This window comes from Bacteroides sp. AF39-16AC, assembly GCF_003602735.1.
Classification (GTDB): Bacteria; Bacteroidota; Bacteroidia; order Bacteroidales; family Bacteroidaceae; genus Bacteroides; species Bacteroides uniformis.
The window spans coordinates 916-23,569 of record NZ_QTLN01000024.1 but is presented as its reverse complement, the minus strand read 5'-3'; the positions used below and the strand labels follow the sequence as shown (position 1 = coordinate 23,569).

Here is a 22,654-nt window from a genome sequence, read left to right as displayed (position 1 = left end):
ATGCAAGAGGACTATCCATATATCAACTGTTTGTATTCATATTTTCCTTTTTACTATAATTTGAAAACAAACCATAGTAAAAAACGAGTATTAAAAACAAAAAAGACCGCCAAGAGTGGAAGCCTCCTAACAGTCTAAATCTTCTTTGTAGCGGGACCCGGGATTGAACCGGGGACCTCATGATTATGAATCATGCGCTCTAACCAGCTGAGCTATCCCGCCATCATTTCTCGATTGCGGGTGCAAAGATATAGCTTTTATTTAAATTGCCAAAACTTTTATGGATATTTTCTGCTTTTTCTTTTGCTGATAGGGTGCTGAAGTGGTTTGCAGTACTTTTTATTAAAAGTCTTTGTATAACATTATCAATGAATTAGGGGTGTATGGAAAGGGAGGTATAAATAAATTTGATGATTTATTTTCTGTAATTAGAAAAAAGTATTTATCTTGGCTGGCGCAATAAAAAGCAGAATAGACTATGGAAAGAAAGAAAATACATTTGGAATATCTCTTGAATGCGACTTCTAAAAGTATTCTTTGGGCAGCGATAAGTACCCCTACTGGTTTGGAGGGCTGGTTTGCTGATAGGGTTCAGTCAGACGATAAAACAGTAACCTTTTTTTGGGGAAAAACAGAAAAACGTGATGCCGAGATTATTGCCGTGCGGGCGTATTCATTCATCCGCTTCCGCTGGCTGGACGATGAGAACGAGCGAGAATACTTCGAACTGAAGATGACAAACAATGAGTTGACCAATGATTTCGTATTGGAGATAACAGACTTTGCCGATATAGACGAGGTGGGTGATTCGCGTGAATTATGGGAATCGCAAGTGGATACTTTGCGAAGAACTTGTGGTTTTTAGTTAACTTTAGATTAAAAATTTCCCGTACTCCCTTTTTTGTACTACTTTTGTGCTCTCATTGCATGAAACGAGTAAAATGCTGCGCATAAAAAAGTTAGATATATTTGTTTTGAAGAGCTTTTGCATGCTCTTTATGGGTACTTTCTTCATCTGCCTCTTCATCTTTATGATGCAGTTTTTATGGAGGTATGTGGACGAAATGGTAGGAAAAGGATTGGAGATGACTGTCCTTGCACAGTTTTTCTTTTATTCTGCGCTTTCGTTGGTACCTGCGTCGTTGCCGCTGGCTATTCTGCTGGCTGCCCTTATCACCTTTGGAAATTTCGGAGAACGTTTTGAATTACTTGCCATGAAGGCAGCCGGTATTTCTTTATTGAAAATCATGCGGCCCCTGATTATCTTTATTTGTTTCATCTGTTGTGTCTCTTTCTATTTCCAAAATGTCATAGGACCAAAAGCCCAAACAAAATTATGGACTTTGCTTATTTCCATGAAGCAGAAATCTCCCGAAGTGGATATTCCTGAAGGTGTGTTCTACGATGAAATAGATGGTTATAATCTGTATGTGAAGCATAAGAACCGCAAAACTGGTATGCTGTATGACGTACTGATATATAATTTTGAGAAAGGTTTTGAGAATGCTCAAATTATCAAGTCTGATTCGGGACGTCTGGAGATGACGGCTGACAAACAGCATTTATATTTGCATTTATACAGTGGTGAGCAGTTTGAGAATTTGAAATCGCAGAACATGAACCAAAGGAATGTGCCTTACCGGCGTGAGACATTCCGCGAAAAGCATGCAATCATTGAGTTCAATTCGGATTTTAATATGGTGGATGCAGGTATCATGAGTAATCAGTCCAACAGTAAGGATATGAGAATGCTGCAGGCGGATATTGATTCCATGAAATTGCAGAATGACAGTGTGGGACGTGGTTATTATAAAGAAGCTATGGCAGGAACTTATAAGGTGACAGCCAGCTTGTCTAAAGAGGATACATTGAAGATTGAAAAGGCCTATTTAGGTGAGTACAATGTAGACAGCCTCTACAATGTGGCTACACTGATGCAGAAACAGAAGGTTATATCCACGGCCGTCAGCCGTGCAGAGAGTGCGGGGAGTGACTGGAGTTTTAAGAGCTTTAATATATCGCAGACTGAAAGCAGCCTTCGACGGCACATGACTTCCTGGCATGAGAAACTGACTCTTTCTCTGGCATGTCTCATCTTCTTCTTTATTGGTGCGCCACTCGGAGGAATTATCCGTAAAGGAGGCTTGGGAATGCCGGTGGTGGTTTCTGTATTGATTTTTATTATCTATTACATCATCAACAATACGGGGTATAAGATGGCCCGTGACGGACAGTGGGTTGTCTGGATGGGTATGTGGACCAGTACTGCTGTCTTGGCTCCATTGGGTGCGTTCTTGACATATAAATCCAACAATGATTCAGTGGTATTGAATGCTGATGCTTATATAAATTGGTTCAAGAAGGTTGTGGGTATTCGCAGTGTACGCCATCTGTTCCGTAAGGAAGTAATCATCCATGATCCTGATTATACACGTATTCCGGAAGAGCTGAAGGCTTTGTCCGTAGACTGTCGTGAATATGCTGATAGAAAGGGGTTGAAACGTGCTCCCAATTACTTTAAATTGTGGATGACTGATAGCCAGGATGAGGCAGTGGAAGATATTAACGAACGTTTGGAGAGTCTGATAGATGAGATGTCGAATACAAGATCCGTTACTTTGTTGACAGCGCTGAACACCTATCCGGTCATCCCCATCCATGCGCATGTCCGTCCGTTCCGCAATTATTGGTTAAACTTGCTCTGCGGTATTGTTTTCCCGATAGGCTTGTTCTTTTATTTCCGTATCTGGGCATTCCGTATCCGTCTGAATAAGGATATGGAGCGGATTATCAAGACAAATGAAGATGTGATTGGAATCATAGAAAGAGATCAGAATAAATAAAAACAAAATAGATTATGGAAAATGTAAAGTTGAATACGATAGAAGAGGCCATTGAAGACTTCAAAGCCGGTAACTTTGTGATTGTTGTGGATGATGAGGACCGTGAGAATGAGGGTGATTTGATAATTGCAGCTGAAAAGATTACACCGGAGAAAGTAAACTTTATGTTGAAGCATGCCCGTGGTGTACTTTGTGCTCCAATTACAGTTTCGCGTTGCAAGGAACTGGATTTGCCGCATCAGGTATCGGATAATACTTCTGTATTGGGTACTCCCTTTACGGTGACTATTGACAAGTTGGAAGGTTGCAGTACCGGGGTTTCTGCGGCAGACCGCGCTGCTACTATCCAGGCGTTGGCCGATCCGGCTTCTACTCCGGCCACTTTCGGGCGTCCTGGCCACATTAATCCATTGTATGCCCAGGAGAAAGGTGTGTTGCGCCGTGCCGGACATACGGAGGCTACTATTGATATGGCACGTTTGGCTGGACTTTATCCGGCGGGAGCCCTTATGGAAATAATGAATGAGGATGGTACAATGGCCCGTTTGCCCGAATTGCGCAGAATGGCAGATGAATTTGGCTTGAAATTGATTTCTATCCGTGACTTGATTGCCTACCGTTTGAAGCAGGAGTCTATTGTAGAAAAAGGAGTGGAAGTGGATATGCCTACAGACCACGGTCATTTCCGTTTGATTCCTTTCCGCCAGAAGTCGAACGGTTTGGAACATGTAGCTTTGTTCAAGGGTACTTGGGAATTGGATGAACCGATTCTGGTGCGTGTACATTCTTCTTGTGCCACTGGTGATATATTCAATTCCAAACGCTGTGATTGTGGCGAGCAGCTGCATAAGGCAATGGAGATGATAGAGAAAGCCGGTAAGGGGGTAGTTGTATATCTGAATCAGGAAGGTCGCGGCATTGGCCTGATGGAAAAAATGAAAGCATATAAATTGCAGGAAGAAGGCATGGATACTGTGGATGCTAATATTTGCCTGGGACATCTGGCAGACGAGCGTGATTATGGTGTGGGTGCCCAGATGCTTCGTGAGATAGGAGTGCACAAAATGCGGCTGATGACCAATAATCCCGTGAAACGTGTGGGCTTGGAGGCTTACGGTTTGGAAATAACGGAGAACGTAGCTATTGAGACTACTCCGAATCCATACAACGAGCGTTATCTCCGTACCAAGAAAGAACGTATGGGACATACACTTCATTTCAATAAGTAACTGTCTTTTTGTTTTCTTATATCAAAGAAAATCGCTTATTTTGCAACCGGATTTGCGTAACAATCATTAAATAGTAACAAAATGAACCAATTATCAGATCGTTTAAACAGTTTGTCGCCTTCTGCGACACTGGCTATGTCTCAAAAGAGCGCAGAGCTGAAGGCTCAAGGCGTAGACGTAATTAACCTGAGTGTGGGAGAACCGGACTTCAATACTCCCGACCACATTAAAGAGGCTGCGAAAAAGGCGATAGACGATAACTTTTCTCGCTATTCTCCAGTGCCGGGTTATCCTGCCTTACGTAATGCAATTGTAGAGAAGTTGAAGAAGGAAAACGGTCTGGAATATACCGCCGCACAAATTTCTTGCGCCAATGGTGCCAAGCAGTCGGTTTGCAATGCAATCCTGGTATTGGTAAATCCGGGTGACGAAGTAATTGTACCTGCTCCCTATTGGGTCAGTTATCCGGAAATGGTAAAGTTGGCTGAGGGTACGCCGGTTATCGTACCTGCCGGTATCGACCAGGACTTTAAGATAACACCTGCACAGCTGGAGGCTGCCATCACCCCGAAGACAAAGGCGCTGATTCTTTGCTCTCCCTCTAACCCTACGGGTTCGGTGTACAGCAAGGAGGAGTTGGCAGGCCTGGCCGCAGTATTGGCAAAGTATCCGCAGGTTGTTGTGATTGCCGATGAGATTTACGAACATATCAACTATATCGGCAAGCATCAGAGCATAGCACAATTCCCCGAAATGAAAGAGCGTACGGTCATTGTGAATGGTGTTTCCAAAGCATATGCAATGACTGGTTGGCGTATCGGTTTCATTGCAGGTCCGGAATGGCTTGTGAAGGCTTGCAATAAATTGCAGGGACAGTATACTTCCGGTCCTTGTTCTGTATCTCAGAAGGCTGCTGAGGCTGCTTATACGGGTACACAAGTTCCGGTGGAGGAAATGCGCAAGGCTTTCGAGCGTCGTCGTGATTTGATTGTAAAGTTGGCCAAGGAAGTTCCGGGTTTCGAGGTGAATGTACCGGAAGGTGCTTTCTATCTGTTCCCTAAATGCGATTCATTCTTCGGTAAATCTGCCGGAGAACGTAAAATCAATGATTCAGATGATTTGGCCATGTATCTGTTGGAAGTGGCTCATGTGGCTTGCGTAGGTGGTGCTTCTTTCGGAGCTCCCGAATGCATTCGTATGAGTTATGCAACCAGCGATGAAAATATAGTTGAAGCTATCCGTCGTATAAAAGAAGCACTGGCTAATCTGAAGTGATTCTAACTTCTTCTACAAACTTATTTTAGCAAGACATCTGTCATGCTGTCACGAACAGTTCGTTTCATCAAAGCGGACTGTTCGTTTTGTTATGACGAACACTTTGTTTTGTTATGACGAACACTTTGTTTCATTATAGCGAACACTCTGTTCCATACAGTATAAACACTTTGTTTTATATTATACGAACATTTTGTTTTCTACTATATGAACACTTTGTTTTATACTTATGGAACAAAGTGTTCATGTCTGTGAACTAACGTATTATCCGTATATAGAAAATAACAATGAGGGGGGTGAAGGTACTGAATTTCACGTGGGGGATATAAAAAAGCGCAGGCAGTTTATCTACCCACGCTTTTGTTTTTGATACTGGGATTGTATTATTCTCCCGGATGAATTGCTTCAGAAGGACAAACATCTGCACAAGTACCACACTCTGTGCAAGTCTCAGGGTCGATATGATAGATATCACCTTCAGAGATAGCGCCAACCGGACACTCGTCGATACAAGTTCCGCAAGCAATACAATCGTCACTAATTACGTAAGCCATTTTCTTTTAGATTTAAATTATTATTAGTACTAATTCGTTTGGCAAAAATAGTGGTTTTCTTTATTACTTGCTATCAATCTTGATTAAAAACGTATAATTTGTATGTCGTCTAAATAAGGAGTCGAGAAAGCGACACAGCATACCGCAGAGACTGAAAAATGTTCGTTTTTGAATTTCGTAAACGAATTGCTCTGATACTATTGGCTTTAGCTGGAGCTTAAGCCGATTTTCAACTTTTAAGAAAGAGTCGGATAGGTAAAAGTAATCACTGCGATTTCTCCTTCTTCGACATTCTCGGTTTGATAGGTACCTTTGAAATGTTCAAAGAACAACTGGTTGATTTTCTGTTGCACTGATACTTTTTGAGAGGCAAACCTGGAATCGGCTATAGGACTGTTCTCTATCCGGCATGCGATGATGTGTTTGTCCGGATGGTTGACCAAGAACATGCTGACTTTGCGCGTTTCTTTGCAGTCGTTCGGATAAAGCAGCATACTTGTCACTATTTGTGTAAGGCGGTTGACGTCGGTATGGATACGCACATCTCCCACCTCCACTTGTAGTTCCAGGAGGATACGGCCTTCACTACGCATTTGTATTAGACAACCTAGTTCGTTGCACCATTCTTTTACATTACAATCCTGCAATTGAAATTTCATCATATTCGCTTCCAGGCGTGAGAGGTCCAATACGTCGTTTACCAGTTGGATAAGCTCACCCGAATTGGTCTGGATAATACCGGAATACTCTTTTCGCTCTTCTTCATCCAGTTCGTTGTCGGTGGAAAGCAGTTGGGAGAAACCGACTACATTGTTCAGTGGAATACGGATATTATAACTCATATTGGCAAGGAAACGGCTTTTTACTTCGTTGGCTTCTTCGGCAATAATTGCCAATTTACGCATTTCCTTCTCATCTTGTTGCAGCCGCTTCCTGCTTCTATACATATGTAGGTTGAAAAGTAACAAGGCTATAATGATGATAATGGAAGTGACCAGACAGATACGGTGAAAAGTGGCTTGCCGCTGTTCTTTCTGGAAAAGCAGTTGGTCCATATTATATAGGCTTTGTATCTGTTCTATCTGTGAGGTGGAGAATACTGTATATAACGAATCTCTTGCCTTGGTTATTTGTTTATAGATAGGAAGTGCGTCGTCCGGAAACCCCATCTTTACTAGTATATCCGCTTTCTGAAGTCCATAAATCATGGCATTATCCAGTGAAATAGGGGTTACAAGTTCAATGGCGTCTTCTAAATAAACCAAAGCTTTGTCGTATTCTTTTGTCAGTTGGTAATATTCGGCATATGCTGCCAAACGTATCAACCGATAAGGAAGAAATGAAGATGTACTGAGATGCCGCTCTGCTTTCTGCAAATATTCCCATGCTTCCGCAGGACGTTGAAGGCGGGTATAGTAAAGGGCGTATTGTAAATCTATGAGCAGATACAAATTGGTATAGCCGTTTGTCAGTACGGTGGTGCCTTCTTCCTGCAATCTGTTTTTTGCATTGTTGAGTTCCTCCAGATACCGGAACATGTTGTCGTTGTCATGGAGATATGAGTAAGCCAGTACCGCTTTTGTCAATAAATCAATCTGAGTGGCAAGGGAGGAATCCGGACTTGTCAGTTCAAAAGCCTTGTTCAGGTAGATGATTCCTTCTTTGTAACGTAAGGTATTGAAATATCCAGTCATCAGGCATAGGCATGCTTCGCGCATACCGTCATGGTTGCCAAGACTTTGAGCCTTGTCGTACATGTCTTGTGCTTGTTTGAGGGCTAATTCAATCTTCTGGCTGATGACATAGAATTCTATCATCATCTTTTTGCCTCTGAAGTAATGACGGTAGTAGTTGTGCTCTTCAGACAACTGTTCGAGCCTCCTCAGCCATTGTTCTGCATGTTTTTGGTCCAGTAGGTTGTAATAATAAATAATGTGTGCATATATGGCCGCACTCTGGTAAAGTATATTTTTCTGGGCGATGGCCTCTTCCAGTAATTTGTTCTCGTAATAGATGAATGTCGGTGACAGTTGGTCAAGCAGTGCTATCTGATATAGGGTTTCCAATCTGGTGGTATCGGCTGGGGAGGCAAGATATATACGTAGCAGGCTATCCTTGGCTTCTGTCCGTCGCACATCTGCGTGTGCGGACGGTAACAGCCAGCATAAGGCAATGAGCAATGTAAATATCTGTTTCATTTCTTATTCTCCTTTCTGCCTGTCTGGCTTATGGGGTGGGTGAAGCAGAAGCGTGAGCCTTCGGCATACTCTGAATCAATCCATATTTGTCCGCCGATATGCTCTATGATAAGTTGGCATATGGAGAGCCCCAACCCACTGCCTTGAGCATTCTCGTTCAGCTTTTCAAAACGTTGGAAAATGTTGGCTTGCTTGTCTTTGGGAATGCCGCAACCGGTATCTGTTACGGTGAATAGTACGGTGTCGTCCGTTTCTTTTTCCAGCTTTAGGACAATGCTGCCTTGTGGGGTAAATTTGGTAGCATTTATCAGTAGGTTAATCAGGACTTGCTGCAGGCGTGAGTCGTCAGTCTCGATGGGCATTTCTTCCAGCTCGGTGGTGAATGTAAGTTCAGCTTGTGTCTGTTTCACTTTGTTCACGGTATCTATCACGTTTCTGCAGATGCTTACGGCATCATGTTGTGCAATACAGAATTGCAGTTTGCCGAATTCAAGACTCGATAGATCTATCACGTCGTTAATAAGCTTCAGCAATAGTTCTGAGTTCTGTTGGATAACTTCATTGCACTGACGGCGTGTCTCATCGTCCAGTCCCTCTTCCGTCAATAGGGATGAAAAGCCCGATAATGCATTGAGCGGGGTACGGATTTCGTGGCTCATGTTCGAGAGGAACACGCTTTTTGCACGCATGGCATTTTCGGCATTTATCCGTGATGTTGCCAGTTTTTGGGTGGAGAGCTTCACCTTTTCCCGCTGCCTTTTGAGTAGGATGGCAAGTAGAACAAATAACGTTACTAATGCCATCGTTCCTACCAATATGCTGGTTATGATTTTATTGTATTCGTTATTGCTGGCCGTCTCTGCCTTATCTACCTGGTATTTTGCCTTTATCGTATTGATTTGCCGGATATAGCTTTGTGAAGCGAGTGTATCTATAGGAGGATACAATTCCTGGTAGATTCGGCAGGCTTCCATGGCCATGCCTTGTATTTTACAGAGATAGATTTTTTCCAGCGAAGTCCAGCGGTAATACGTGGAGCGCTTATTACCGGAGTATTCTGCTTGCAATTTGGAGTAGATGTCCAGAGCTTGTTTCCAGTATTGTTTGTCCCAATTTCCCATGGCTCTATAGTAGGCGGCAGTGGTATAATCCAAGTGAAACCGGTAGAACTTCTCTGGGTGCAGTTGGTAAATGGAGTCCATTTTGTGGAGCCAGATGTTTGCTTCATCAAGATAGTCTTGTGAGAGGTGTCCATGGGAAATGGCAAAATTCGTCTTTTCGATGCAGAAAAAGAAGTCTGTCGGGTAGTCAGGCTCCTGATATAATATTTTCTCCAGCTCTTCCAGGATTTTTTCCGCTTCTTCCAGACGTCCTTTCCGTTGCAGAACGTTGGACATTTTTAAAAGAAGCTGTGCCCTATATGGATGCTGGTCTGAAATGTTGGATAGTTCAGTCAAAGCATCCTGGTATGATTCCAGGGCTTTATCCCCCATGTTGGCTATTGTATTATAGGCGTCTCCGATGGCTTGGTTGGCCACTACCATACCAAATTGGTAGTCTGTTGCTTTAGCTTCTTCGTACATAAGTTGTGCCCGGTTCGTTGCTAAGCTGATATCGCCGCGCAATGTATAGGCATTGGCCAATTGAAGTTGTAATAGAAAATATGTTGTTCTATCTTCATTTGATTGTAGGATGGGAAGAAGTTGCTCACTCCACGCAATGACACTGTCTATGGATATAGAGTCATCATAGAGAACTTGTCTTTTGACCAATGATTGCAGAATACTCTGCTTTTCTTGATTGGCTATTGTATGTGCCGATAAGACAGAAGTATACAGTATCTGCCCCAATAGCATCCATATAATTGTTTTTGTTCTCAAATGTTTGTTTGCCTCTTTTGTTTATTATTGGCAAAAATAAATATAAATGAATAAATAAAAAATTAAATAGATGTTTTTTTATCCTTTATACTCAATTTGTTAGCAACTTTATGCAGGCGATTGGAAGGGATTAATACAGTTCCAAACCAAACTCTTCTTTTAGTTGTAATAGGGCACTGTTCTTTTGTGCCATCATCTGGAATTTTTCAACGCGTCCGTAGGCACGTACCTTTTCAGTAGGAGCACTAATCCGGACAGTCATGGTGACTTTGCGGTTCTTTAGCCGGGTACGTAGGTAATTTTGCAGAGTGGGTATCATGCCGGTAAATTCCTTGGCAACGATTTCATTGTCTACCACAGCCTCAAAAGTTGTGTCATTTATTAAAGTGATGCGCATGTTCTGCATGCGCTTGGCAATGGCTACTTGCTCCTTGGGCATACGTCCGGCATACTCCTGCCAGTAATAGTTCAAATCCCTTTCATTGAAGATGTAGTCTTCTTTCGGTTGTGCTGCTTGGTGGGCGGCAGTAGGGTTAGATGAAGGGTTTCTTTGTTCCTCTTCTATATGGGGGCGTTTGATGGAGACCCCTAATCCGGACATTTTCATGACCGGAATTTTTTTCTCTTCTCTCCCTTGCGCCATTAATACGGCAGCAGGTGTGGCATGTGGAGTTGTTGCATTACTATGCTGCGTGGCAGCAGGTTGGGGAGTGCTGTTTGTCTGTACTGCCGGTTGTACGGTTTGTTGGGGCGTGGCAGCAGTGGCCTGTGGCTGCTGAGCGGCGGCAGGCTGCGTGAATATGGGTTTTATAGCTTGTTTAGGGCTGCGCCCATTGGCACCGTCGTCCTCCTCGGCGGTCAGTTGTGCCACTTGTATCAGAGTGAGCTCTACCAGTAGCCGTTTGTTTTTACTGGCACGGTAGTTCAGGTCACAATCGTTGCAGAGCTTCATGGCACGGTAAAGAAAAGGGAGGGGGCATTGCTGTGCTTGTGCTTGGTAACGTTCGCGGATGCTTGCGCCCACTTCAAGCAACGGCAGTGTTGCCGGGTCTTTGCTGACAAGCAAGTCGCGCAGGTGGGATGAAAGTCCGGTGATGAAGTGGCTGCCGTCGAAGCCTTTGTTGAGCACATCATTCAGTAATAGCAACGCGTCACTGATTTTGTTCTCAAGAAAGAATCCGGTTAGTTTGAAGTAGTATTCATAGTCCAGCACATTGAGGTTTTCAATCACGCTCTTATAGGTGATGTGTCCTCCGGTGAAGCTTACCACCTGGTCGAAGATGGATAGTGCGTCGCGCATACCACCGTCTGCTTTGAGGGCAATGACATTCAACGCTTCCGGTTCAGCAGTGATACCTTCTTTGGAGGCGACATATGCGAGGTGTGCTACGGTATCTTCCACACCAATCCGGCTGAAATCATATATTTGGCAGCGTGAAAGGATGGTGGGCAATATCTTGTGCTTCTCGGTAGTGGCAAGGATGAATATGGCATGGCGTGGCGGCTCTTCCAGTGTTTTCAGGAAAGCATTGAAAGCCGAGGCGGACAGCATATGTACCTCATCAATGATATATACTTTGTATTTGCCTATCTGAGGTGGAATGCGTACCTGCTCCACCAATTGGCGGATGTCATCCACAGAGTTGTTTGAGGCGGCATCCAGCTCATGGATATTGTAGGAGCGCTGCTCATTGAAGGCAGTACAGGATTCACACTGGTTACATGCTTCACCGTCTGCTGTGGGGCTCATGCAGTTGATTGTTTTAGCAAAGATACGGGCACAAGTTGTTTTTCCCACGCCTCTTGGACCGCAAAAAAGATAGGCATGCGCCAGTTTTCCGGTGGCAATGGCATTCTTCAAGGTAGTGGTCAGTGCACGTTGGCCTACTACGGACTCAAAGGTCGAGGGACGATATTTCCGTGCAGATACGATATAGTTTTCCATATTTGGGATATTCTTTGCTTTTTGTGCAAATGTACACAAAAAAAAGAAATCTTTCGGTTATTCCTCTTATCTTTGTGACGTGAAGTTATATGATGGACAAGCTCCATCATGAATGATAAATTGCTAAATAGTAGATAACGAGATGGATAAACTTGCTTCTCTTTGGTCTTTTGTCCGCAAGCATAAATATCTGATTACGCTTGCGTTGTTTGCTGTAATTATCGGGTTCCTGGATGAGAACAGTGTTGTACGCCGTTTGGGTTACGCCCGGGAAGAAAGCCGTCTGCGCGATGAAATAGAAAAGTACCGCAAGGAATACGAGGAGAATACCGAACGGCTCAATGAGCTTGCCGTCGACTCCGGTGCCATCGAACGGATTGCCCGTGAGAAGTATCTGATGAAAAAGCCCAATGAGGATATTTATGTATTTGAAGAAGATATAGAAGAATGAAACAACTGATACCTGCCCTTTTCGCAGTAGGGGCCGTGATGCTCTTGGCAGGAGCTGCCGTTTATATCACGGGCTGGCCTCTTTCACCTTATATATATACTATCGGCGCTACGATGGTTGCTTTGGCCCAAATTAATTCTCCGTCCAAATGTAAAAGTCCCACTGTCAAACGCCTGCGCCGACAGCAAATATTCGGTGCGCTTTTGCTGGTGCTTACGGGGGCATTCATGCTCTTTACAAGGGGCAATGAATGGATTGTGTCTCTGACGATAGCCGCCATTCTTGAGCTTTACACTTCGGTACGTATTCCACAAGAGGAGGCGAAAGAAGGTTTAAGCTAAATCCGGAACATATATTCTGCATAAACAAGAGGGGCTGAACTCTTTTATAGAGCCAGCCCCTTTCTCATTTAGTTAATCTTCTGCGTTATCCGTCTATCTTTCTACCTTTTCTACTGTCAGAACTGCCGAAGAGACACCTGCCGTTACGTCAACTGTGAACCGGTAAGCGACACCGTTTTCCAGGCTTTTGCCTTCTACGAGGCCCAAGTTGCCGGCATCACGTCCGTTGGTACCGTCACCTATAAATACTAAGTCACTGGTGGTAGACAAGGCATCGTTTTTATATTCACCTCCCCAACCTTGCTGGTGGAAGAACTTGAAGTTGATGTCATCAGATTTGATTTGCTCTCCCGCTACTACTGTTACCTGATACTTCTTCGCTTCAATCTGTGACATGCAGAGACCTTTTTCTGTAGTCCAACCTACGGCATTGGTCGCTACGGAAGGTTTACCGATACCGTCACCGATAATCCAAAGGGCGCCGGTTCCGTCATCGTTCAGAGTGGCGGTGCTTGTTCCGTTCATTTTCAATACTTCCAGATAATTCAGGGCCAGGTTGGCAATGACGCGATAAGTTCCATCGATGGGCAGGAACTTCAGCGAACCGTCTTCATTCTTTTCGAAGAAGTCGGGGTCTATCCAATATTGGTCGAAGTTGGGAATGTCTGCAGTGATGTTGTCCCCTTGCTTCAGATTGAGGTCGATGCTGTAATGGTCATCATCCACCATCTCCATTTCAGAACCGTTCAGCAGTAGTTTCACGAAAGGAGCGGCTGCATAAGTCAACGTATTGAAGGAGATGGAATATTCTCCAGCTGACAGATTGGAGAAGGTAATTTCACTGGAGGTACCTTGTGTAATGGCACCGTTGCTCCATCCGAAGTTGATTTCATTCCCGTTGGCGCCTACTTTAGGAGCTTTGATGTAACCTTTCACTTTTTGTGCAAATTCACCGGTCACGCTATACTGATTGGCTGCGACTTTTTCCATGCGGTATTCTTGGTCTCCGGAAATCAGAGTTAGGTAGGGGAAGTCCGGACGACTCAGCGCCACGTCATAGCTTTTTTCTGTAATTGTGAAATTGATGTTCTGCAGAATGAACTTCAATGTAGCTGTTCCGTTGGGAATATTTGCCAGATAGGGAACATATATTTTCCCGGTATAGTCTTGACCGTTTACTTTTGTACGGATTATAGTCTCTGACACCATTTCGTCGCTGAAGTATAACCGCGCTTTTAACGTGGAAAGGGGTACATCTGCGTCCGATGCCTTGATTGTAAAAGGCAGACTGTCTCCGAACAAGGCTGAAGAAGGTTCTGCCTGAAAGTCCATTGTCGGGTTGCCGGGAACCGGATCGTCATCGCTGCAAGCATTCAGCATGGCTATGCCTGCCAATGCCATTAGATAGTATTTTAAGCTTTTCATTATAATCTTCTGTTTAAATTATTAGTTTTATTTTTTCCAACGGTAAGAAACGACTGCTTTGGCCGGAACTTCGTAGGAAAAGTAGTGTGTGCCGTCGCTTACGGTGATTCGCTTGGCATCTGCATTGTTGTTTGCCAATACGAATGCATAGGTACCGTCCGTATTCTCGAAGGCGGAGTAGGTGATTCCGTTGGCTGTGTAACCGGTCGTTCCGATACGTACAGCTCCCGGTTTCACGACTGAAGACATGTGCCCGATAAGGTAATAATGGGAATTACGGACAATTTTAGAATAGTTTGTATTGTCAATATCCACTGCACCGTAGCAGGTCTTGCAAGAACCATCTGAGGGGCTTACCGGTCCCAGGTCACTGTCTAACATCAGATTCCACACAATGGTGCCGCGGCACCAGTTGTTGGCTGTTCCCAATGCTATTTCTTCCATATCGTTAAGCAGGCGTGCTTCCAAATCGCGACCGGAGTTCCAAGTACCGATGGAGGTTTCCGTAAAAAGCAGTTCCTTGTTGGGATAGAGTTTGTGGATATTCAGCAACTCAGAACGGTTACCGCCATAATTATGGTAGGCAGCGCCCGCAATGTATTGTGAGGCTTCCGCATCATCATAAATCTTGGTAGGGTAACTTTTTTGGTCGGCCAGATTGTCGTAGTTGTAGTTATGGTCGAAAACATAAATCTTTGTAGTAACTCCGGCTTCTTTGAAGGCAGGGCCCAGGCCGGTCTTGATGAAGTCACGGGCTTCTTCCCATCCCATGAACAAGGATGCTGAGTTACCGTGGTTCAGCGGTTCGTTCTGCGGAGTCACAGCGTGGATTTTGATGCCTTCCTTTTCGAAAGCTTGTATCCATTTTACGAAATAGTCGCCATACGTTCTGTAATATTCGGGGTTCAAGTGTCCGCTGGTCCATGAGTCAAAGGGTACACGTTTCTCCAGGCTTTTCACTTTCATCCACTTCGGACATGTCCAGGGAGCGGCAATTATTTTGACGGCAGGATTGATTGCCAGAATTTCCTTCAATATAGGAATCACATATTTGGTGTCTTCCATCGGAAGGGCAAAGTGCTCAAGCCCCTTTTCGTCACAGCAAGTGAATTCACTGAATGAGAAGTCGGAACAACCGATGGCAATACGTACATAGCTGAAGCCGTAGCCTTCTTTGTCCGAGAATGTTTCAGTCAGAAACTTCGTGCGGTTCTCTTGTGTCATCTGCATCAGGTTGTAACCGGTAGAGCCGGTGATGGCTGCACCGAAACCGTCCATTTCCTGATAGCGGGTGGCAGGGTCGAGTGTCACGGTAGAAGGTGACATGTTGCTTCCGGTGCCGAAGGCCAGCCCGGACTTTGTCAAATCATAAGTACGACTGGTGTTCGTTACATAGAGGGTAACATCCTTTGCCTCTTCCGTGGGTTGGTCTGGCTTGGGTTCCGGTGTAGGGGTGATGTTACTGTCATTGTCATTGCCGCAGGCTGCCAGTATGGTGAAGCAGCCTAATGCGGTAGTGAATATATTTCTTAAATTCATATTCAATTGATTTTTATATTACTCATTAGTATTAATAGCCCGGGTTCTGTATCAGATTTTCGTTCTGGTCGATGGCTCCTTGGGGAATAGCCAGCAGATAGGAGTTCTCATTGAACAGATTTTCTTGTGCATGGCGGCCGCTGTCTTTGGCGTAAACGGCGTTCATCACTTCTTCTACCTTATTGAGGCGGCAAAGGTCGTACCAGCGCTGTCCTTCAAAGGCAAGCTCCATGCGGCGTTCGTCCATATAAGCTTGGAGCAATGCTTCTTTATTGCTGCGGGTGCTTTGTGGAAGTTTGCCCAGTCCGGCGCGGTTGCGGATGCGGTCGATGATGTCGGCTGCACCGTTTAGGTCGGGAGTCTCTCCCATAATTTTTGCTTCGGCTTTGAGGAGCAGGATGTCGGCATATCGCAGATAGATAATGCTGTTGAACGCAGAGCGGCATTTGTACATGAAGGCATAATGGTCTGCCGGATAATAGTTGCTCCATCCGCAGTCATACCATACAACAGATTCATTGTAACGTTTCGTGTCTCCTTGCTCTTCATAGAGGCGGATAAGGTCACGGGAAGGGGTAATCCATTTGGCCCAGGTGAAACTTTCATCCCAGTTGCTCAAGTTACGGCCGAACATCCAAGTACACCAGTTGCCGGAGCCGGGAGGAAAGTGGGCTTCGAGAATTGCCTCCTTGGTATTGCGTACCCGGCAGTCTTTTTTTTCCGTATCATACGCCCAAAGGTCGCTGAAGTCTTCCACGAGGTCGAAGCCGTCGGCAGCAAGTTCATCGGCATATTTGATAACCTTTGCATAATCGCGCAGAGGTTTTTCTGCATAGACCTTGGCAAGCATGGCACGTGCCACCGATTTGGTAAGTATGCTCTTGTCTGATGTGTCGTTTGTCGGTGTGTTGGGGTTTTCCACTGCTTCAGTCAGGTCTTTCTCTATTTGGGCGTAAGCCTCTTCAGCCGTATTCTGTGGAGGAAAATAGGTCGGGTACATTTCTTCTACGTTGTCTTCGGTAATGTCACCGCCCACGGTAGTGATGACCGGGAAGTTACCCCATAAGCGTACCATATCGAACATGACCATGGCACGGAATATCTTGGCTTGTGACTGATACTTGCCGCGTTCACTTTCACTGAGTGCCTTGAGCTGGTCACAGCCCACGATGATGCGGTTGGCAACGGCAATGTCGCCTAAGAAACGGTCCCAGTCACGTTTTAGTACAGAATTAGAGCCTTCAATGGAGTTGGTTTCGTAAGGCACCACTTCGGCCCCCGTTGTTCCGGCGTAGGCATTATCGGAATGAGCGTCACCGATAAGCAGTTTGTCGACATACCAGTGCTCCTGCTGGTCACGAAATTTTTTGTGAAGGGTTACCATTGAAGTTTCCACGTCTTGCACACTGTTGAAGATAGGCTTTTCATCAGTTTTGTTCACTCCTTCCGTTACATCCGAGTAGGTGTCTACCGGATTATAGTCCAAGTCACATGAGGTTGCGGTCATTGCCAACAATACACCGCAAGCTATACTTTTATATATATGGTTTAGTTTCATAAGTTATTTCTTCCTTTTTTAGAATTCAACATTGATACCGAAAACGAATGATTTGCTCTGCGGGTAAGTTCCATAGTCGATGCCCTGTACAGAACCGCTGTTGCCATATTGGTTCACTTCAGGATCCATACCTGAATAGCTGGTCCAGGTCAGCAAATTGCTGGCGGTAAAATAAGGCTGTACGCGGCTGATACCCCATTTCTTGAACTGGCGGCAACGGATGTTGTAAGAGAGTGAAATGTCTTTGACACGCAGGTAGCTGCCGTCTTCTACAAAGTAAGTGGAGTTCTTGATGTTGAAGTTGGCTTTCGGGACATTCGTAATCTGTCCGGGAATTCTCCAGCGTTTCAATACTTCCGTTGACTGGTTTTTACCGTCATACATACCTTCGGTTTCCATACGGGACACATTGAAGATGTCGTTTCCGTAGCTTCCTTGGATGAAGATGCTCAGGCTGAGGTCTTTCCATGTAAAGGTGTTTGTCAATCCGTAGATGAAGTCGGGATTCGGGTCGCCGATATAGGTACGGTCAGAAGTGGAAATCTTGCCGTCTTCGTTAAGGTCGCGATAAACCAGGTTACCGGTTTCGGGATCTACACCGTCGCTGATGTAGCCGTAGAAACCACCCAAAGGACGTCCGGGCTCATTGCGTACGATATTTTCTTTCACCACCTCGGCGCTGCTTGCTGCTGTATAGATTTTCTGCAATGACAGCTTGGTCAGCTTGTTCTTATTGAAAGAAATGTTGAAGTCTGTATCCCAAGAAAACTCGCCGGTCAGGTTATGGGAGTTGATGGCGAACTCGAATCCCTTGTTGGTCATCTCGCCTTCGTTACGGGTGATGCTGGTGGTTGCTGCCGCACCAGCAGGCAGACTTACATTCATCAACATGTCTGTAGTTTTCTTGTAATAGTAGTCCATGCTGAAGGTTAGTCTGTTGTTCAGTACAGTCAAGTCAAGACCGATGTTCGTCTGGTTGGTAGTTTCCCATTTCAGGTCACTTGTTCTCAGGTTGGCCTGGCTGATACCGGGAACTGCATGGTCGTTACCTTCTTCAAACCAGGGTATGCGGTTGATGTTGTAACGTTGCAGATACGAGTAATCGCCTATACCGCTTTGGTTACCGGTCTGTCCCCAGCCACCGCGGAGCTTCAAGTCATCAATCCAAGCGATGTCTTTCATGAACTTTTCCGACGAAATGCGCCATGCAGCCGAGAAGGAGGGGAAAATACCCCAGCGATGGTCGGGATGCAGCTTGGATGAACCGTCGGCACGCATGTTCATGGTAAGCATGTACTTGCTGTCATAGTTGTAGGACACACGGGCGAAATAGGAAGAGATGGCCCACTGTGAAGCTCCTGTTCCGGTACCGTCCCATGAAATTTTATTGGCAGCGTTCAGGGTCTGTATTTTATCGTCCCGGAAATGTGAGCCGTTTATCCAGCTGTTGGTATAGTCCGATTTGGTATAGGAAGAACCTGCCATTACGTCGATGCCGTGCTTCTTGATATTGGTATTGTAAGTCAATATATTATCGAAAACCAACACGGTATTCATATTCCGGTTGTCAGAGGCTGTACCGAAGCTGTTGCGTCCGTCGGTGGTCGATATTGGATCGAGGAATGTGGTGCTTACACCGTTACGGCGGTCCAGGGCTACAGATGATTTCAACTTTAGGTTGGGCAGGAAGCTGATGGTAGCGGCTCCGGATGCGATGAGGCGGTTTTCCTTGTTCTTGTTGTTTTTCTGGCGGGCCAGGTTTTCCATCGGGTTCATGATGTTCACTCCATAGAAGTTCTTATTGTATTGATTCGGTTTTTCAGGATCCCAAATAGGAGCATAGGTCGGAGTGTTGATGACCGAGAGGACTACACCACCACGGTTGGCACCCGTACCGGAGATGATGCCGGTGTTTCCGATGTTGTCGGAGTAGGAGATATTGGCACTTACATTCAGCCAGCTGCGTATTTGGTTGTCGATATTGGCGCGGAAGCTATACCGCTTGAAGTATGTTCCTTCCAAAATACCTTTTTCATCCAGATAACCGGCAGAGAGGAAGTATTTCATCTTTTCATTTCCGTTTGATACGGACACTTGGTAATTCTGGGTTTGTCCGGTCTTGTAAACCTCGTCAAACCAGTCTGTCTGGTCGGTCAGCCCTTCAAGAGCAGTTGGATTTACAGCCCCGATTTCTTCTTGCAATTCGCGGTACTGTTCTGTATTCAGTGCTTCCATGCTCTTGCCTACTTTTGTCATGCCATATTGTACGTTCAATGCTACTTTGGCGTTGCCTGCCGAGCCGCTCTTGGTAGTAATCAATACCACACCGTTGGCTGCGCGCGAACCGTAGATGGCTGCTGATGAGGCATCCTTCAGAATAGAGAGGTTTTCAATGTCGTTGGGAGAGAGAAAGTTGATATTGTCTACAGGTACACCATCCACTACGTAGAGCGGGTCGTTGCTACCATTGAATGAGGTGGTACCACGTACGCGGATACTCATACCACCGCCCGGTTCGCCGCTGGGCTGCATAACCGACACACCGGCTGCTTTACCTTGTAGGGCTTGGGCTGCCGATACAATGGGGCGTTGGTCCAAATCCTTTGTAGAAACCGTAGATACGGCAGTGGTTACGTCTTTACGCTTCACACTTCCATAACCGATAACTACCACTTCGTCCAGCAGTTCGTTGTCTTCCTGCAATGTGATATTCATGTTGGTGGCTGCTTTTACCTCTATCGTTTTGTAGCCGATGAAGGATATTACCAGTGTGGCATTCTGTCCTACACTCAGGGAAAACTCCCCATCCAGATTGGTAACAACACCGTTGGTTGTTCCCTTTTCCAATACAGATGCACCAATGACCTCCAGGCCTGCGGCATCTACTACTTTACCCGTAGCTGTCAATCGTTGGGCAAATGCATTTGTTGACATTAGCAGTACGAGTAATGTCAGAAGGAGCTTGTAACTCCGCGTAAGAAGATTTCTTGTAATCATTCTCATAGTACTTTAATTAAAAGATTTAATTTATTTTAGAAAAGTATGTTCTAATAGAGATTGGATGTTTTCCATAGTACACTTTTCTTTCTCTGTTGCAAAGATAGTGGACAACCTTATTCGTCCGATAGGCGGGTAATGTATAGAAGTAAGTCGGAGTAAAATGTAAATGCCACATATATAGCGAGTTATATTCTTGCTGATTGCTGTATAAAGTAAAGGTCAGCTACTATGGAAGGAGGTCTGTATATGTTGTTTTATCGCTGTAAATGGTCGAAATACCTCTTAACTTTCATGTACTTTTTAGGGTAGAAGTAGCTTATGTTTAGATAGATTAATTTATCTTTGTGCTCTCAGCCTTATATAAATAATAGAAATGAAAAGAAAAATCATAGCTTTACTATTTTTACTGATGGGGTGTACCTTTCTGAATGCGGCACCTTACAGTGAAAAGATAAAAGAACTGCTGGTGCGCCTTGACTCTCTGATTGCGCAAAAAAACACGTTTGCTATGCTTAAAGAGGCGAAGATTGCCCAGTTGCACAAGCTGCAAAAGGATGTGCGTACTTTGGAAGAGAGATATTGGCTGAATAAAAATCTTTATGATGAGTATTGCGTCTATAACGCCGATTCTGCAATGAATTATGTGGTAGACAATTTGGATATAGTTTATAAGCAGAATGATAAATACCGGCAGATGGAGTGGAAGATAAAAAAGTCTTTTCTGTTGGCTGCTACCGGTTTGTTGAAAGAAGCTCAGGATGAATTGCGCGGAGTTTCAGGCGGTTCGCTCCCCAAAGAATTGTTAGTGGATTATTACGGGCAAATGCTGTATCTGTATTCGCATTTCAATCAGTATACCGGTAGTGAAATGGGTACTTTGCATGAACATTATGCACAGTTGGAGCGTGTTTACAAGGACTCTTTGAATATGGTTCTTACCCCTGAAGACCCCTTGTTCTTGTGGTATAAAGGGCAGGTAGTACAAGGTACGGACAGTATGTATGTTTTTAAAGAACGTTTGCAGAAGGGAATTCTTAATTCTGCATTCGACACTCGGCGCGATGCCATGAATGCTTACGTGCTGGCCTGTTTTTATCGCGAGTCCGATGAGCAGGAAAATTATCTGACTTACCTGATATATTCTGCTATGGCCGATGTACGTATCTCCAATAAAGATATTGCTTCGTTGGAAGAGCTGGCGGGGGTACTTTTTAGTTTGGGTGATATTGACCATGCCTATGTCTACATGAGTTACTGCTTACAGAATGCCTTGGCATATCGGAACCGGGTGAGGGTAGTGGGCATCTCTGCGGTGCAGGACACCATTCATCAGATCTATCAGGAACGTAATCAGAAGCAAGAAGCGCGGTTGCGCATGTACTTGGTACTGGTCAGTGTCTTGTCCTTGATATCCTTGTTTGCCTTCCTATATATATACAAGCAGATGAAGCGGTTGAAGCAGTCGCGCCAACAGCTGAATGAGGCAAACAACCGCTTGAATAAGCATGTGGAAGAGCTTTCGAAAATGCACGGACAAGTGGCAGAAACGAATGTACAGCTTACTTCTTTGAATGAACAGTTGAGGGATACCAATAATCAGCTTCGTGAATCCAACTATGTGAAGGAGGAATACATAGGTTATGTCTTTTCCATTTGTTCCAATTATATCAGTAAGCTGGATGAGTATCGGAAAAATATCAATCGTAAGCTTAAGGCAAACCAGTTGGAGGATGTGAAAGCATTAACCGATACTCATTCTATGGCACAGAATGAGTTGAAAGAGTTCTATCATAACTTTGATGCTATCTTCTTGCACATTTATCCGGATTTTGTAAGTGACTTCAATGCCTTGCTCCATCCTGACGAGCAGATTGTGCTAAAAGATGGTGAGTTACTGAATACGGAATTGCGCATTTATGCTTTGGTGCGTTTAGGTATCACTGATAGTGTGAAGATTGCCGAATTCTTGCATTATTCACCTCAGACCGTTTATAATAATCGTTTGAAAACACGTAATAAGGCTATCATTCCTCGGGAAGAGTTTGCTGCCGTTGTGCGTTCTTTGGGTAGGGCACAGAAGTGGATTTGATAAAGGCTTCTACTGATTGTCGCTGTATGATGCGTAGATGACACCTAAGAGTTAGGAAAAAAACTGCGATGTACTACCTTGTTTTTCCCTAAAAAACTAATCTTTCCACAGCAATGTTCTTTTCTTACCACAGCTGTGGAAAGAAAGAAACACGGGTGTGGTAAGAAAGAAACATATCTGTGGTGAGAAAAGTTGTTCAGTAGTTCTCGTTTAGTATCCGGGCTTTCCGGATGTAGCCTTTCGCAGGTTTATTGTCAGTTCTCTTTGGGCTCCTCAAGCGTGGTGCCGGCCGTTCAGTGGTCTATTTCAAGGGGTGAACTTAGTATA

The 22,654-nt window shown here is 44.7% G+C and carries 15 protein-coding genes and 1 tRNA gene; 7 read left to right on the top strand and 9 right to left on the bottom strand.

Features of this window, described 5'->3' with window-relative positions:
- Positions 1-148: 148 nt before the first annotated feature.
- Positions 149-222, bottom strand: a tRNA-Met gene (locus tag DW039_RS16725).
- Between the two features lie 256 nt (positions 223-478).
- Here DW039_RS16725 and DW039_RS16720 point away from each other — a divergent pair.
- The 4 genes from DW039_RS16720 to DW039_RS16705 all read left to right on the top strand — a co-directional run bounded on the left by DW039_RS16720 (position 479) and on the right by DW039_RS16705 (position 5,347).
- Complete coding sequence (locus DW039_RS16720) at positions 479-865, top strand: START-like domain-containing protein (protein WP_005824726.1); 387 nt, start codon at positions 479-481, stop codon at positions 863-865.
- Positions 866-941: 76 nt separating this feature from the next.
- Positions 942-2,843, top strand: a complete 1,902-nt coding sequence (locus DW039_RS16715) for an LptF/LptG family permease (RefSeq protein ID WP_005824727.1) — start codon at positions 942-944, stop codon at positions 2,841-2,843.
- 14 nt (positions 2,844-2,857) lie between these two features.
- Positions 2,858-4,072: a bifunctional 3,4-dihydroxy-2-butanone-4-phosphate synthase/GTP cyclohydrolase II gene (locus DW039_RS16710; RefSeq protein ID WP_008662946.1), complete on the top strand. Its 1,215-nt coding sequence runs from the start codon at positions 2,858-2,860 to the stop codon at positions 4,070-4,072.
- 81 nt (positions 4,073-4,153) lie between these two features.
- On the top strand, positions 4,154-5,347 hold the full coding sequence (locus DW039_RS16705) for a pyridoxal phosphate-dependent aminotransferase (RefSeq protein WP_005834870.1): 1,194 nt from the start codon (positions 4,154-4,156) through the stop codon (positions 5,345-5,347).
- Positions 5,348-5,730: 383 nt separating this feature from the next.
- Here DW039_RS16705 and DW039_RS16700 read toward each other — a convergent pair whose 3' ends face one another.
- From DW039_RS16700 to DW039_RS16685, 4 genes are all read right to left on the bottom strand, one after another.
- The gene (locus DW039_RS16700; protein ID WP_005834872.1) at positions 5,731-5,901 is read right to left on the bottom strand and encodes a DUF362 domain-containing protein; all 171 of its coding nucleotides are present in this window, start codon (positions 5,899-5,901) and stop codon (positions 5,731-5,733) included.
- Positions 5,902-6,137: 236 nt separating this feature from the next.
- A complete protein-coding gene (locus DW039_RS16695; RefSeq protein ID WP_120139299.1) occupies positions 6,138-8,099 on the bottom strand; it encodes a HAMP domain-containing sensor histidine kinase in 1,962 nt (653 codons plus the stop codon).
- Positions 8,096-9,955 carry a sensor histidine kinase gene (locus DW039_RS16690; protein ID WP_120382157.1) on the bottom strand — a complete coding sequence of 620 codons (1,860 nt, stop codon included), beginning with the start codon at positions 9,953-9,955 and terminating at the stop codon, positions 8,096-8,098. Before DW039_RS16690 ends, DW039_RS16695 begins: the two co-directional genes overlap by 4 nt.
- Positions 9,956-10,109: 154 nt before the next feature.
- Entirely contained in the window at positions 10,110-11,924 is a 1,815-nt protein-coding gene (locus tag DW039_RS16685; protein ID WP_120382156.1) for a DNA polymerase III subunit gamma/tau, read from the bottom strand.
- Between the two features lie 142 nt (positions 11,925-12,066).
- On the opposite strand from DW039_RS16685, the gene DW039_RS16680 reads away from it, so the two are divergent.
- Complete coding sequence (locus DW039_RS16680) at positions 12,067-12,375, top strand: septum formation initiator family protein (RefSeq protein ID WP_005824736.1); 309 nt, start codon at positions 12,067-12,069, stop codon at positions 12,373-12,375.
- Complete coding sequence (locus tag DW039_RS16675; protein ID WP_005824737.1) at positions 12,372-12,716, top strand: hypothetical protein; 345 nt, start codon at positions 12,372-12,374, stop codon at positions 12,714-12,716. Before DW039_RS16680 ends, DW039_RS16675 begins: the two co-directional genes overlap by 4 nt.
- 93 nt (positions 12,717-12,809) lie before the next feature.
- Here DW039_RS16675 and DW039_RS16670 read toward each other — a convergent pair whose 3' ends face one another.
- The 4 genes from DW039_RS16670 to DW039_RS16655 are packed head-to-tail and all read right to left on the bottom strand — an operon-like array spanning position 12,810 to position 20,172.
- Positions 12,810-14,141: a DUF5125 domain-containing protein gene (locus tag DW039_RS16670; RefSeq protein WP_005834880.1), complete on the bottom strand. Its 1,332-nt coding sequence runs from the start codon at positions 14,139-14,141 to the stop codon at positions 12,810-12,812.
- 27 nt (positions 14,142-14,168) lie between these two features.
- Positions 14,169-15,680, bottom strand: coding sequence for a glycoside hydrolase family 30 beta sandwich domain-containing protein (locus tag DW039_RS16665; RefSeq protein ID WP_117704125.1), 1,512 nt, complete (start codon positions 15,678-15,680; stop codon positions 14,169-14,171).
- Positions 15,681-15,711: 31 nt separating this feature from the next.
- Positions 15,712-17,238: a RagB/SusD family nutrient uptake outer membrane protein gene (locus tag DW039_RS16660; RefSeq protein ID WP_117704126.1), complete on the bottom strand. Its 1,527-nt coding sequence runs from the start codon at positions 17,236-17,238 to the stop codon at positions 15,712-15,714.
- Positions 17,239-17,256: 18 nt separating this feature from the next.
- Positions 17,257-20,172: a SusC/RagA family TonB-linked outer membrane protein gene (locus tag DW039_RS16655; RefSeq protein WP_371682773.1), complete on the bottom strand. Its 2,916-nt coding sequence runs from the start codon at positions 20,170-20,172 to the stop codon at positions 17,257-17,259.
- Positions 20,173-20,611: 439 nt separating this feature from the next.
- On the opposite strand from DW039_RS16655, the gene DW039_RS16650 reads away from it, so the two are divergent.
- Positions 20,612-22,327 (top strand): DUF6377 domain-containing protein, encoded by a 1,716-nt coding sequence (locus DW039_RS16650; protein WP_057258903.1) that lies wholly within the window; start codon positions 20,612-20,614, stop codon positions 22,325-22,327.
- Positions 22,328-22,654: the final 327 nt, after the last annotated feature.

What these genes read in the sequence shown, in the direction of transcription:
- DW039_RS16720 (WP_005824726.1), top strand. Translation starts at nt 479, where the DNA reads ATGGAAAGAAAGAAAATACATTTGGAATATCTCTTGAATGCGACTTCT.
- DW039_RS16715 (WP_005824727.1), top strand. Translation starts at nt 942, where the DNA reads ATGCTGCGCATAAAAAAGTTAGATATATTTGTTTTGAAGAGCTTTTGC.
- DW039_RS16710 (WP_008662946.1), top strand. Translation starts at nt 2,858, where the DNA reads ATGGAAAATGTAAAGTTGAATACGATAGAAGAGGCCATTGAAGACTTC.
- DW039_RS16705 (WP_005834870.1), top strand. Translation starts at nt 4,154, where the DNA reads ATGAACCAATTATCAGATCGTTTAAACAGTTTGTCGCCTTCTGCGACA.
- DW039_RS16700 (WP_005834872.1), bottom strand. Translation starts at nt 5,901, where the DNA reads ATGGCTTACGTAATTAGTGACGATTGTATTGCTTGCGGAACTTGTATC.
- DW039_RS16695 (WP_120139299.1), bottom strand. Translation starts at nt 8,099, where the DNA reads ATGAAACAGATATTTACATTGCTCATTGCCTTATGCTGGCTGTTACCG.
- DW039_RS16690 (WP_120382157.1), bottom strand. Translation starts at nt 9,955, where the DNA reads ATGCTATTGGGGCAGATACTGTATACTTCTGTCTTATCGGCACATACA.
- DW039_RS16685 (WP_120382156.1), bottom strand. Translation starts at nt 11,924, where the DNA reads ATGGAAAACTATATCGTATCTGCACGGAAATATCGTCCCTCGACCTTT.
- DW039_RS16680 (WP_005824736.1), top strand. Translation starts at nt 12,067, where the DNA reads ATGGATAAACTTGCTTCTCTTTGGTCTTTTGTCCGCAAGCATAAATAT.
- DW039_RS16675 (WP_005824737.1), top strand. Translation starts at nt 12,372, where the DNA reads ATGAAACAACTGATACCTGCCCTTTTCGCAGTAGGGGCCGTGATGCTC.
- DW039_RS16670 (WP_005834880.1), bottom strand. Translation starts at nt 14,141, where the DNA reads ATGAAAAGCTTAAAATACTATCTAATGGCATTGGCAGGCATAGCCATG.
- DW039_RS16665 (WP_117704125.1), bottom strand. Translation starts at nt 15,680, where the DNA reads ATGAATTTAAGAAATATATTCACTACCGCATTAGGCTGCTTCACCATA.
- DW039_RS16660 (WP_117704126.1), bottom strand. Translation starts at nt 17,238, where the DNA reads ATGAAACTAAACCATATATATAAAAGTATAGCTTGCGGTGTATTGTTG.
- DW039_RS16655 (WP_371682773.1), bottom strand. Translation starts at nt 20,172, where the DNA reads ATGTCAACAAATGCATTTGCCCAACGATTGACAGCTACGGGTAAAGTA.
- DW039_RS16650 (WP_057258903.1), top strand. Translation starts at nt 20,612, where the DNA reads ATGAAAAGAAAAATCATAGCTTTACTATTTTTACTGATGGGGTGTACC.